Below are 12,388 nucleotides of genomic sequence, written 5' to 3'. Positions count from 1 at the left end.
CGGCAGCGTGTCGAGCGGCGATTGGCGCGGGCCGGCCGGGCGGAGTCCGGATTATAAGGCGGGAAGGCCGACTTTTCGGATAAATGGCGTAATATCCGCTTTGAAAAGTAGCAAATACGGTCTGCGCCGATCGTCGAATACAAGGAGGAGGGGCGGAGTGCCGTCGCAATAAAAGAGGAACACGTCCTCGGAACGGATCGCAACCCGGTTAAAAGAAACCGTCACCGGCTCCGCAAGCGGGATCCGGTAAACGTAGCTGCAGTTTTCATCCGGCCGCAGCTGCGGAGCAAATCCGGTGACGGATCGAACCCATTCCTTCACGTAAGCTTGGAATTGTTCGTCATTGTCGATCGTCCGGACGACCTTCTCCGCCTTGACGTCGAAAACTTGAACGGGACGCAGCGATACGGACGGTTCCGGAGCGGCGTAAGCGGCCGCGGCGCCGGCGAAGCAGGTTAAGCCGCAAACGACAAGCAATCCGGCAACGAGGCGGTTCCATTTCATGTTGTGCATTCGTTTGTCTCCTTTTAATAAGGCAGCATGCGCTGCAATAGTCTTCGTTATATTTTCCTCCTTTGGCGTTCCTATGCGGCAATATTGTTCCGGGAAGCCGAGGGCCGGCTTTAGGGCTTCGCCTTGACACGCCGGCTTCGTATCGAGGATGATAAGGTCTAACGGGATTATCAGCAGAGAGCTTATGAAGGAGAGATGCACCATGAAACAACGGTTACGGCTTGCGTTGCTGCAAATGGATATCGCGGTCGGAGAGCCGGAAGCGAATTTCGCCAAGCTGAAAACGATGATGGAAGAAGCGGCGGCTTGCGAGGAAAAGCCGGACGTGATCGTATTTCCCGAAATGTGGAATACGGGATACGCTTTGACGGAAATAACCGGGCTCGCGGACAGCTACGGAAGCCGGACGAAGGCGTTCGTCAAGTCGTTTTGCGAACAGCACCGCATTCATGTCGTTGCCGGCTCGATTGCGGAAGGGCGCGAGGACGGCGTGTACAATACGATATTTGCGTTTGACCGGGACGGCAACGAGACGGGCGCTTATTCCAAAATCCACCTGTTCCGGCTGATGGACGAAGAAAAGTACTTGAAGGAAGGCGATAAGCCCGGGACGCTGCGGCTGGAAGGAACGGACGCCGGGATGATGATTTGCTACGACATCCGTTTTCCCGAGCTGGCGAGGAAGCTTGCGCTCGGCGGCGCCAAGCTGCTGTTTGTGCCGGCCGAGTGGCCGCATCCGAGACTGCATCATTGGCGTACGCTTCTGACCGCGCGGGCGATCGAAAACCAAATGTTCGTCGTCGCCTGCAACCGGACCGGCCGAAGCGGAGATACAGCCTTCTTCGGCCATTCCATGGTCATCGACCCGTGGGGAGAAACCGTGGCGGAAGCGGGAGAGGAAGAAACGATTCTATATGCGGAGATCGATCTGGCTCTCGTCGACGCGGTCCGTTCGAAAATTCCGGTTTTCGAAGACCGGCGTCCCGCTCTTTATTAAGGTTTAAAACCGGCTTTGAAAATATTGATCGACCGTCTCGTGCATCGTTTGGATAAACGCTTGGGCGGCTTTGGACAGGTAACGGTCCTTGCTGCAGCCGATGACCAGCGTCCGGGAAGGCCTGCTCTTGAGCGGCAAATAAACCGGGACGAAATCGCCTCCGCCCGAGCGCGTCAGCATTTGGGGGACGAAGGCGATCCCCATGCCCCCGGCAACTAGCGATTGAACCGTCTCGATATTGCTGCTCTCGAACACGATGTCCGGCGTGAAGCCGGCCTGCTGGCAGATCGAGACGGTAATTTGCCGGAAGCCTTGCCCTTTCTTCAGGCCGATGAACGGCTCGTCCTTCAGCTCCGCGACATCGACGCCGTTCGTCCGCTTCGCAAGCGGATGGGTCGGAGGGACGGCAAGGCATATCTCCTCTTCCATGAGCGGTTCCCACGAAAGGGAAGGATCGAGAAGCGGGAGGGTAAGCAGGCTGATGTCCGTTCCGCCGCTTGCGGTCAGCTGCTCCAGCCTGGCGGTCGTTTCCTCGACGAGAATTACTTCGATTTGCGGGTATTTGGCCCCGAAAGCCGGAAGAACGATCGGCAAAATGTGGGCGCCCGTAATCGGCAGCGTTCCGACGACCAGACGCCCCCGGCGCATTTGGGCCATGTCGTCCATCTCCTGTTTCAGCTGCTCCACGGCGTCCAATATGGACTGGGCTTTCTCCACGAACGAATGGCCGGCCTGCGTCAGCTCGACGGAATTCGTCGTCCGGCGGAACAGCAATACGCCGATTTCCTGCTCCAGCTTGGACAGCTGCTGGCTTAGCGACGGCTGGGCGATATGAAGCTTCTCGGCGGCGCGGGAGAAATTTTTTTCCTTGGCGATTTGAATCACGTACAGCAACTGTCTCAGTTCCATCTTGTATCCCCTTTTAACGGTTTGTTCGCTCGTTATCTCATAGTTCTTTCCTATAGCCATTATAGATATTATATCTTGGAACAATCAACGGAAATGTTATAAGCTAACCTCAATGAACTTATTCGAACGATTTACGAGGTGAGCTTGAATGGCGAAGAAGACAATGTTTGAGAAAATTTGGGACAATCACGTTATCCATTCGGAAGAAGGCAAGCCAAGCATTCTGTATATCGACCTTCACCTGGTGCACGAGGTGACGTCGCCGCAGGCATTCGAAGGGCTTCGCATGTCCGGCCGCAAAATCCGCCGCCCGGATTTGACGTTCGCGACGATGGACCACAACGTTCCGACGAAGGACCGTTTCAATATTAAAGACCCGATCTCGAAGCAGCAAATCGACACCCTTACGAAAAACTGCCAAGACTTCGGCGTCAAGCTGTTCGACCTGAACAACCTGGACCAAGGCGTCGTACACGTTATGGGTCCTGAGCTTGGCCTGACGCATCCGGGCAAAACGATCGTGTGCGGCGACAGCCATACGTCGACGCACGGCGCGTTCGGAGCGCTGGCGTTCGGCATCGGCACGAGCGAGGTCGAGCACGTCATGGCGACGCAATGTCTTCAGCAGGCAAAGCCGAAGACGATGGAAGTTCGCTTCAACGGCAAGCGCAAGCCGGGCGTCACGGCGAAAGACATGATTCTCGGCGTCATCGCCAAATACGGGACGGACTTTGCGACCGGTTACGTTATCGAATACACCGGGGAAGCGATCCGCAGCCTGTCGATGGAAGAGAGAATGACGGTATGCAACATGTCGATCGAAGGCGGAGCGCGCGCCGGCCTGATCGCGCCGGACGAAACGACGTACGAATATTTGCGCGGCCGCGAGTATGCGCCGGCCGATTTCGAAGCGGCGGTAGCAAGATGGAACGAACTGAAAAGCGACGAAGGCGCAACCTATGACGCCGTTGTCGAATTCGACGTCGATTCCTTGATTCCGCAAGTAACCTGGGGAACAAGCCCGGGCATGGGCACGGACATTACGTCCGCCGTACCGGATCCAGCGAAATTCGCGACCGAAAACGAACGCAAAGCGGCCGAAAAGGCGCTTGAATATATGGACCTGAAACCGGGCACTCCGATAACCGACATTGAGATCGACTACGTATTTATCGGCTCCTGCACGAACGGACGGATCGAAGACCTTCGGGCGGCCGCCGAAATCGCGCGCGGCTATAAAGTGAGCGACCGCGTGACGGCGATCGTCGTTCCGGGCTCGGGCCGCGTAAAGATGCAAGCCGAGAAGGAAGGATTGGACAAAATTTTCATCGAAGCGGGCTTCGAATGGCGCGAAGCGGGCTGCTCGATGTGCCTCGCGATGAATCCGGACGTGCTGCAGCCGGGACAACGCTGCGCCTCGACCTCGAACCGCAACTTCGAAGGACGTCAAGGCCGCGGCGGACGCACGCATCTCGTATCGCCGGCAATGGCCGCGGCGGCCGCAATCAAAGGCCGCTTCACGGACGTGCGCGAATGGCAAATCAAATCGGCGGTAGCCAACTAATCACGGTGAGAGGGGTATAACGACTATGGAACCATTCAAACAACTGACCGGCATCGTCGCTCCCGTCGACCGGGTCAATGTCGATACGGACGCGATTATTCCGAAACAATTTTTGAAACGCATCGAACGGAGCGGCTTCGGACAATTTTTGTTCTACGAATGGCGTTTCTTCGAAAACGGGGAAGTAAATCCGGACTTCGAGCCGAACAAGCCGCGTTACCAAGGCGCTTCCGTTTTGATTTCACGCGCCAACTTCGGCTGCGGCTCGTCCCGCGAGCACGCGCCGTGGGCGATTTTGGACTATGGCTTCAAATGCGTCATCGCACCTTCGTTCGCCGATATTTTCTACAACAACTGCTTTAAGAACGGCATCCTGCCGCTGAAGCTGACGGAAGAGCAGGTAGAAGAGCTGTTCCAGCGCACGGCGAAGCACGAAGGCTACAAGCTGACTGTCGATTTGGAGAACAAGCGCTTGACGGACGAGTTCGGTCTTGACATCGCGTTTGACATCGACGAGCACCGCCGCCAGTTTTTGCTGCTTGGCCTGGACGATATCGGCTTGACGCTGCAGCATGAAGATAAAATCGCCGCTTACGAGCGCGAGCGCGCCGCTTACTAAGCGAAAAGAGACATGAACTGCCCCGCGGATGAACGCCGCGGGGCAGTTTTTTTGCGGGTTTGCCGGCTGCTTACCGTTCACTGGCTTTTTTGGCATGAGCTTTTGGGTAATTCGCGTTGGATCGGCGTAGCCGTCATGCCTGGTTTGATAGCTCTCGAAGTTTAAGCTTTGTCCGCAGGACAACGCGAGGGCAGCTCGAACGGAACATTGGAGAAGTGAAAGCAGAAGGAAGCACCATAAAGCATCAAAGCAGCTTAAGAAGCGGGAAATAAAGCTTTATCCGACAGGATAAGCGGGCAACGCTCGATTGATTGTCGAAGACGGCCGCGCGGCAGCGACGCTAATTTGGGGAATCGAGAGGGCGCAAGCCCTTTGAGGCCCCCTCCTTGGAGGGGGCGGGGTGGTGGTCCCTAGGGGCTTGGGGTAGGATTATGCCGAGAAAACGCAACTTTTTCGGACAAGCCGCGTCTACATTTCTGTCTGGTTAAGTCGAATGAGCACATTCGATGCGGGCAATATCAGTCATCGAGGTGGAGAATGAAGAAGTTTGTGGCCTTTATGTTGTTTATGTCCTTTCTGTTTGTGGCGTTTACCGGTTTCGGGCCTGCCGTTTCGGCAGCGGTTACGCCGAAACTGTACTTGAACGGCGAGCTTGTGGAAGCGCCGGTCGCTCCTCAGCTGGTGGAGAACAAGTACACGGTTGTGCCGATCCGGATTATTTCGGAAGGGCTCGGGATGAAGGTGACCTGGTCTCAAGCGGACAAGACGGCAACCATAAAGAGCGAAAGCGACACGATCGTTCTGAAGATCAACGAAAGCGTTGCCGACGTAAACGGCAACCAAGCCCAAATGGACACGCCCGCGATCGTGCAAAGCGGTACGACTCTTGTCCCGCTTCGATTTGTAGGAGAAAGCATGGGACTTGAGGTGAAGTGGGATAACACGGCGAAAGCCGCCTACGTCAGCGGTGAAGTTTCGGAAGAAACGCCGGGCGAAGAGACGGAAGCCGATGGGAGACTGACCTCGATTTCTTACGACGAAACGAATGGCGTAACCGTGTCGTACGAAGGTACGGTCGAGATGAGCAAGCCGATGGTACTGGACAATCCGAAACGCCTCGTATTTGATTTCGAGAATACGGATTACGCCGAAGATTTTCAACCGGCAATGTCGCTTACAACCATGATGGGCGAAATCGCCGTAAGCGGCCACGACACGCTGACGAAAATCCGCTACTCGCTGTTCTCGGCGGAACCGCCTACCGCCCGGATCGTCCTCGACTTGAGCGGAAGCTCGACTTATTCCGTGTCCGAAGGGGAAGGGGAATACCGCATTAAGGTCGAGAAGGACACATCAACCGGCAACGATTCAGGCTCCGGAACGGCTCCGGAGACGCCGACGACGCCGCCGGACTCCGGCAGCGGCAAGAAGTATACCGTCGTCATTGATGCCGGCCACGGCGGCTCGGACCCGGGAGCTCAAAGCGTCAATTCCCGATGGGAAAAGGAAGTCAACTTGAGCATCGCGCTCAAAATAAAAGCGCTGCTGGACAAGGAACCTAACATCGATTTGCAAATGACGCGAACCGGGGATACGTACCCAAGCTTGCAGGACCGGGTCGATTTCGCGGAGAAGGCGAACGCCGACATTTTTATTTCCATCCATGCGAACAGCGCGACGCCAAGCGCATCCGGCACGGAAACGTATTATACGCATGAGAACAGCAAGAAGCTGGCCGAGACGGTCCATAAATATTTGGTGAAAGGGACCGGCCTTAAGGACCGAGGCGTCAAGACAGCGAATTATTTCGTGACGAGAGAGACGACGATGCCGGCCATCCTGCTCGAAACGGGATTTTTGACGAACGCGGGGGACGCGGCCGTTCTGTACAGTTCCGAGAAGCAGCAGGACATCGCCGAACAGATTGTCATCGGCATAAAAGAATATTTGGGAGTATCCTAAGCCGCTGCGGGACTAACGGCGCAATCCGCGTTTTCAGCCTCAGGGGCATAGGGAAGGGATAAAGGAAGGCTTTGCTGCAGCTGTCCGGCTACGGCAAAGCCTTTTGCCTTACGCCGGAGCCGGTACAATTCGTCCGGCAAGACGGCTTAAGGCCGGGACTGCGGCCGCAAGCGCAGCCGGCAGGATGACGCGCTGCGCCCAAAGAGCGGCATTTCTTTCTATCCGTCATTTGACGCCTTCATAGTGTGCCAAAACGGCAACATGAAGGGCGGGCATTGCGTCAAAGAAGGAGGAGCTTGATGTTCCTGCGGCAAATTTTGCATACGGGAAAGGAATCGGTGCAGTTGCCGTCGAATAATGTATAGGTTCAATACTGACAAGGAGGATTACATACTTATGTCATTCAAACGTAATACGCGTACCACGATTGTCGCAAGCGCTCTGGCCGTCTCGTTGTTAGCCGGAGGCGCAGCCGTTCCGGCCGGAACGGTCCATGCCGCATCGGCGGTTAGTTTCTCTGACGTTAGCAGCGGCCACTGGGCCGAAAAGCATATTACGAAACTCGCACTGCAAGGCATTATTACCGGTTACAACGGATCGTTCCGACCCGGCGAAAGCGTCACCCGCCAAGAGGCTGTCTTAATGGCGCTCCGGTTCGCGGGACTGGACGGCGAAGTGAGAACCGACGACGTGATCGCGTTTCCGTCGTCTTTTGTGGTCAGCAATTTTTACAAGGCATACATTAATCTCGCATTTGAACATAACCTGCTCGACCGCGACGACGAATACGCGCTTGCGGCAAGCGAGACGGATAAAGAATGGGGGACTACGCCTGCTTCGCGCGAATGGGTAACGAAGCTGCTGGTTCGGGCGATCGGCGAAGAGGACAAGGCGGAGTCCATGGCGGGAACGCCGTCCTCCTTCGGGGACGCAGGCAGCATCGGCAGCGATTATGTCGGTTACGTCAACGCAGCCGTTTCTTTGGAGCTGGTGAAGGGGGTTTCGGAAACGAAATTCGACCCTCAAGCGAACGTGAACCGAGCGTCGCTCGCGACCTTGTTCAGCCGCGCCGAGCGTCTGCATCCGGTTGAATACGCGGGACAGACCAGCGGCATCGTAACAAAGCTTAGCGATTCGTCCATCACCGTCTATGCGGACGGAGAGGAAACAACCTATTCCATCGGCGGCGATACGCGAATTTACCGTTATGATTCCGAGCAGGCGGCAACCTTGGACGATCTGGAGCTGTATACGGACGTGACGGTTATCGCCGATTCCGGGAATGCGCTTTATATTGAAGCGCAAGGCGACGAGCAGCATGTCGACTCGTACGAAGCGGTGATGGACCGTGTCATCAAAGCGGACGACATGATGTACGTATGGGTAGACGATAAGCCGGTAGAGGTTTATTACGACGACAGTCTGGTCGTGAAGGATGGGGACGGCGAAGATATATCGCTGGATTCGATCAAACGGGACAGCGTGATCACCATCACGCAGGATACGTTCCGCGACTCCCCGATGGCTGTAGAGGTTACGGTCGAGTCCCAAGCGGTAGAGTCGGCGGAAGGAACGTTCTATTCGACCGACGATAAGCTGATTACGATTATGAAGGACGGTTCTCCGATTACTTATGTGCTCGCCGACGAAGTCGAGGTGGAGATCGAAGGAATGGACGATGCCGAGCTGAAAGATCTGATTAAAGGGAAAGACGTAGTGGAGCTGACGATGAATGAGGACGGCGAAGTAGCGAAAGTGGAAGTGACCAATCGCGACGTCGAGTCGATTACGGGAGCTAAGGTTATGAGCTATGACGATAAGAGCTCGCTCGTTACGCTCGTCGATTCCAAAGGCACGACGCCGTATGCTTTGTTCATCAGCGACAACACCAAAATCCGTTATAACGGCGATACGATTTCGCTCTCCAAAGCCGACTCGATGCTGGAGGAAGGACGGATCGTGTCGCTTACGTATTCGGGCTCCGCGATTGTGACGCTTGAGTTTCTGTCCGGCTACACCGGCACAATCGGCGCGATCGACAAATCCGACAAGGAGCTGACTCTGAAGCTGGATAACGGCGTAACCGTCACCGTGCCTTACTCCAGTCCTTCGGTTGAAATTGTAGGGGACGATACGCCGACCATTTCGGATTTGGCGGTCGGCAACAAAGTAACGGTCAAGCTGACGTCGACCCAGGACAGGGCGGCGAGCATCAACGTGCACAAGGACGTGCAATACGACATCGTTAAAGTGCTGGACTCCATCAGCAAGCTTCAATTGAAGGCCGAAGGCGAAGACGCCATCCGCCTGGACATCAGCTCGGTGAAGCTGCTGGATGAGGACGGCGACGAGGTTGGCGTCTCCTCTTACAAGGCGGGCGACGTCGTAACCGTGTCCTACGAAGGCTTGACGGCGAAATCGGTGGTCGAAACGCCTGTCGTCATGGGTTCGATCTCCTCCGCCTCCGCAAGCGGCTTGACATTAAAGACGAATGACGGCGATACAGAGACGATTGACTTCGACGACGATACCGTAACGCTTTATGTCGACGGCGACAAGCAATCTGCGCCGACGGCATCGCTCGCGGGCAAATATGCCGCAATCGGGACGGACAGCAGCGATAATACCGTTATATACGTCAGCTCCGGCGAGAAGCGCAGCTTTACCGGCTACGACGAAAGCACGGGACAAATTTTGACGTTGAGAACATCCAGCAGCAACAGCGACAATTACTTTATCGTTCGTTCCGATACCGCACTTTTGGACGACGGAGCTTCGTTTGCCCCCGCTTCGCTTTCGTACGGGGACGAGCTCACCGTCTACTATTTCCGCAACACGGCTATCGCCATTATGAAAAATTAAATCGATTTTGCGAAAAACTGTCCTTCGGGGCAGTTTTTCTTTTACAATATCCGAAGCAGCAGAAATTACAAATTGAATTTGAGGATAAAAACTGCGTTTAAATGCGGTTGCTTTGCTTTGTAAGACTTCGATAAAAGTTTTTCTCAATATTTCATAGGTTACGGTTGCGTATCGCGACGAATTTCGCTACACTTTGATTCGAAGATAACCGCTTTTACGTCGTTTTTCGTTATATTATCGATTATTTGTTTTTGAACGGTCACAATCTGCGTAGAGCGGGACGTGTTCCGATTAGGAGAGAGTACGATGAATGCGAAACAGAAGATGCGCCATATATTGGATACGCTTGCGGAAATGTTTCCGGACGCGCACTGCGAGTTGAATCACAGCAATCCGTTTGAGCTGACGATCGCCGTATTGCTCTCGGCCCAATGTACGGACGAAACGGTCAACAAGGTTACCGCCTCGTTATTTCAAAAGTATAAGAGGCCGGAAGATTATTTGGCCGTTCCGCTGGAGGAATTGGAGCAAGACATTCGGAGAATCGGCTTGTTCCGCAACAAAGCGGCCAATATTCAGAAATTGTGCCGCATTCTGATCGACAAATACGACGGCGAAGTTCCGCAGAAGCACGAACAGCTTGTCGAACTGCCTGGTGTCGGCCGGAAGACGGCGAACGTCGTCGTATCCAACGCGTTCGGCGTACCGGCAATAGCTGTCGATACGCATGTGGAAAGAGTTTCAAAACGGCTTGCGGTTGCAAAGCCGGACGATTCCGTCCTCGAAGTCGAAAAAAAATTGATGAAGCTTGTGCCTAAAGATGAATGGACGATTACGCATCACCGGCTCATTTTTTTCGGCCGCTATCATTGCAAAGCGCAAAATCCCGATTGTCCGGCTTGTCCGCTGCTTGATCTGTGCAAAGAAGGAAAATTACGTATGAAGCCGGGCGCAAAAACAAAAAATAAAGAAGTAAAGCGAAGCGTAAACGGTTGATGCCGTTCTAGGGCGGCCATAACCCGTGAAAAAAGAAAGAGTAAAGGATGAGCCCATAACAATGAAATGCATTTCGGTGTACACGAACAATTTTGAACAGTTTTCCGATATTTATGAGCAGGTGATCGGAGCTCCGCCGCACGAGAACGAGGATATCGTCGTCGAAGGCATAACGGTAAGCGGCTCGGGCGACGTGCCGGAACAATATATCGAAAGGATGCGGCTGAAACCGGAGGTGGTCGTCATGCGCGAGAAAAACAGGAACATTACGATCCTGCAGCACGGCGACGTGTTTGAGATTTGCATGCCCGGAACGGAAGAAGCGGTCGTCTAAAAGGATATTTTCGTACGGCCAAGGCGAACCGGCCGTTCACCGCCGGAAGCGAAACGATAGGTAGGGGATTCGGATGGGAGAGAAACCGGAAACATCACTTATGGAAGCGCTGGCGTATACGGCGCGCACGATGGCGGAAGCAGGGGACTTCAAGCATGCCCGGCAAGCGGAGGATTTAAGCGGTAAGCTGACCGAGGGTCGGCTTACTGTCGCTTTTTGCGGGCATTTTTCCGCGGGGAAATCAACGCTGATCAATCGGCTGTGCGGAGCCGAGCTGCTGCCTTCAAGCCCGATTCCGACAAGCGCCAACGTGGTGGCGATCCGCGGCGGCGAGAAAGCCGCGGCTATGATCCGTACGGCGGATGGAGGCGAGATGACCGTTCCCGTCGAAGATTTGGAGAAGTATTGCGTCGACGGGGCTAATTTCGCATCGGTTGCCATTACATATCCATCGGAGAGGCTCGGCGATCATACGGTTCTGCTGGATACGCCCGGAATCGATTCGACGGACGACGCGCACCGGATGGCGACGGAGTCGGCGCTGCATTTGGCCGACGTCGTCTTTTACGTCATGGATTACAACCATGTCCAATCGGAAATTAATTTCGCCTTTGCGAAGCAGCTGAAGGATTGGGGCAAACCGCTTTATTTTATCGTCAACATGATCGACAAGCACCGGGAACGCGAGCTTTCCTTCGAAGCGTACCGGAGAAGCGTGGAAGAAGCGTTTCAAGCCTGGCATCTCGAGCCTGCCGGCATCGTCTATTTGTCGATGCGCGAGCCGGAACATCCGCATCAGGAGTTTCACAAGCTGGAGAAGCTGCTGGAGGAGCTGGCGGCGCTGCGGTCTCCGCTTGCCTTGTACAGCGTGGACGCATCGCTTCGCCATCTGGTCCAATCGCATTTGAAAATGCGCGAGGAGCGGGAGGAGCCGGAACGCGAAAGGCTGCTTGCCGAAGCGGGGGGCGAGGAGGAGAGGTCCCGGGTCAAGGCGGAGACGGAGAGGCTGCACGCCGAAATCGCGAAGCAGCGCAGCCTGTCGGATGCGTTTCAAGCCGGTTTCCGCAAAGAGCTGCAATCGCTTCTCGACAACGCGAACGTAACGCCTGCCGTGACACGCGATTACGCGCATTCTTTCCTTGAAAGCCGCAAGCCGGGGTTCAGGACCGGGCTGCTGTTCGCAGGGGCGAAGACGGCTGCCGAGCAAGAGCGGCGGGCGAAAGTGTTCTGCGACGATTTTAATGCTCAAGTTCAAGCCGCCGTCGATTGGCATGTCAAGGATTTGCTGCGGCATGCGGCGGAACGTCTTAGTTATCCGCAAGACCGGCTGGAGGCGCTAATCAATGAAGCGTTCGGCTGGAAGCCCACCGTCGAGTGGCTTATTGGCCGCGTTAACGCCGGGGCCGTTGTCGGCAACGAATATACGCTTGTCTACAGCCGCGAATTGTCCGCGGAGGTCAAGTCGATTTATCGGAAGCAAGCGCTCGAAGTGATGGATGCGCTTTCCGCATTTGCCGTAGAAGCCGGCGCGTCGGCGGCGGCTTCGCTCGAGCGCGAGCTTGCCGCGCTTGGCGCGCGCGGCGCTGCGCTTGCGCAGCTGGCGGCGCTGGAGGAGCGCGCCGCCGCCTATGC

General features: G+C 55.3%; 10 protein-coding genes. 8 read left to right on the top strand and 2 right to left on the bottom strand.

Annotated elements, in window-relative coordinates; genetic code table 11:
- Positions 1–51 precede the first annotated feature (51 nt).
- On the bottom strand, positions 52–513 hold the full coding sequence (locus ACFSW5_RS16770) for a hypothetical protein (RefSeq protein WP_379275442.1): 462 nt from the start codon (positions 511–513) through the stop codon (positions 52–54).
- Between the two features lie 202 nt (positions 514–715).
- Between ACFSW5_RS16770 and ACFSW5_RS16765 the strand changes: the two genes are divergently transcribed.
- Positions 716–1,510, top strand: coding sequence for a carbon-nitrogen family hydrolase (locus ACFSW5_RS16765; protein WP_379275440.1), 795 nt, complete (start codon positions 716–718; stop codon positions 1,508–1,510).
- Positions 1,511–1,513: 3 nt separating this feature from the next.
- Here the strand turns inward: ACFSW5_RS16765 and ACFSW5_RS16760 are convergent, their stop codons facing one another.
- Complete coding sequence (locus ACFSW5_RS16760; RefSeq protein WP_379275438.1) at positions 1,514–2,419, bottom strand: LysR family transcriptional regulator; 906 nt, start codon at positions 2,417–2,419, stop codon at positions 1,514–1,516.
- Between the two features lie 148 nt (positions 2,420–2,567).
- Between ACFSW5_RS16760 and leuC the strand changes: the two genes are divergently transcribed.
- From leuC to ACFSW5_RS16725, 7 genes are all read left to right on the top strand, one after another.
- The gene (gene leuC, locus ACFSW5_RS16755; RefSeq protein WP_379275436.1) at positions 2,568–3,983 is read left to right on the top strand and encodes a 3-isopropylmalate dehydratase large subunit; all 1,416 of its coding nucleotides are present in this window, start codon (positions 2,568–2,570) and stop codon (positions 3,981–3,983) included.
- Positions 3,984–4,008: 25 nt separating this feature from the next.
- Positions 4,009–4,602: a 3-isopropylmalate dehydratase small subunit gene (gene leuD, locus ACFSW5_RS16750; RefSeq protein WP_379275434.1), complete on the top strand. Its 594-nt coding sequence runs from the start codon at positions 4,009–4,011 to the stop codon at positions 4,600–4,602.
- A 537-nt stretch (positions 4,603–5,139) separates the two neighbouring features.
- Positions 5,140–6,564, top strand: coding sequence for an N-acetylmuramoyl-L-alanine amidase (locus ACFSW5_RS16745; protein WP_379275432.1), 1,425 nt, complete (start codon positions 5,140–5,142; stop codon positions 6,562–6,564).
- Between the two features lie 396 nt (positions 6,565–6,960).
- Positions 6,961–9,426, top strand: a complete 2,466-nt coding sequence (locus ACFSW5_RS16740) for an S-layer homology domain-containing protein (RefSeq protein ID WP_379275429.1) — start codon at positions 6,961–6,963, stop codon at positions 9,424–9,426.
- A gap of 306 nt (positions 9,427–9,732) precedes the next feature.
- Positions 9,733–10,422 carry an endonuclease III gene (gene nth, locus ACFSW5_RS16735; protein ID WP_379275426.1) on the top strand — a complete coding sequence of 230 codons (690 nt, stop codon included), beginning with the start codon at positions 9,733–9,735 and terminating at the stop codon, positions 10,420–10,422.
- Positions 10,423–10,483: 61 nt separating this feature from the next.
- Positions 10,484–10,756 carry an NAD/NADP transhydrogenase alpha subunit gene (locus ACFSW5_RS16730; protein WP_379275424.1) on the top strand — a complete coding sequence of 91 codons (273 nt, stop codon included), beginning with the start codon at positions 10,484–10,486 and terminating at the stop codon, positions 10,754–10,756.
- A 73-nt stretch (positions 10,757–10,829) separates the two neighbouring features.
- Positions 10,830–12,388 (top strand): dynamin family protein (locus ACFSW5_RS16725; RefSeq protein WP_379275422.1); only part of this gene is annotated, 1,559 nt, incomplete at its 3' end.

The organism is Paenibacillus thailandensis (assembly GCF_042685365.1).
In the GTDB taxonomy this organism is placed as follows: Bacteria; Bacillota; Bacilli; order Paenibacillales; family Paenibacillaceae; genus Paenibacillus_AP; species Paenibacillus_AP thailandensis.
The sequence above is the reverse complement of the archived record's forward strand: the minus strand, read 5'-3'. Positions and strand labels throughout refer to the sequence as shown.

Coding starts and splice junctions, on each gene's coding strand:
- ACFSW5_RS16770 (WP_379275442.1), bottom strand. CDS start 513: ATGCACAACATGAAATGGAACCGCCTCGTTGCCGGATTGCTTGTCGTT.
- ACFSW5_RS16765 (WP_379275440.1), top strand. CDS start 716: ATGAAACAACGGTTACGGCTTGCGTTGCTGCAAATGGATATCGCGGTC.
- ACFSW5_RS16760 (WP_379275438.1), bottom strand. CDS start 2,419: ATGGAACTGAGACAGTTGCTGTACGTGATTCAAATCGCCAAGGAAAAA.
- leuC (WP_379275436.1), top strand. CDS start 2,568: ATGGCGAAGAAGACAATGTTTGAGAAAATTTGGGACAATCACGTTATC.
- leuD (WP_379275434.1), top strand. CDS start 4,009: ATGGAACCATTCAAACAACTGACCGGCATCGTCGCTCCCGTCGACCGG.
- ACFSW5_RS16745 (WP_379275432.1), top strand. CDS start 5,140: ATGAAGAAGTTTGTGGCCTTTATGTTGTTTATGTCCTTTCTGTTTGTG.
- ACFSW5_RS16740 (WP_379275429.1), top strand. CDS start 6,961: ATGTCATTCAAACGTAATACGCGTACCACGATTGTCGCAAGCGCTCTG.
- nth (WP_379275426.1), top strand. CDS start 9,733: ATGAATGCGAAACAGAAGATGCGCCATATATTGGATACGCTTGCGGAA.
- ACFSW5_RS16730 (WP_379275424.1), top strand. CDS start 10,484: ATGAAATGCATTTCGGTGTACACGAACAATTTTGAACAGTTTTCCGAT.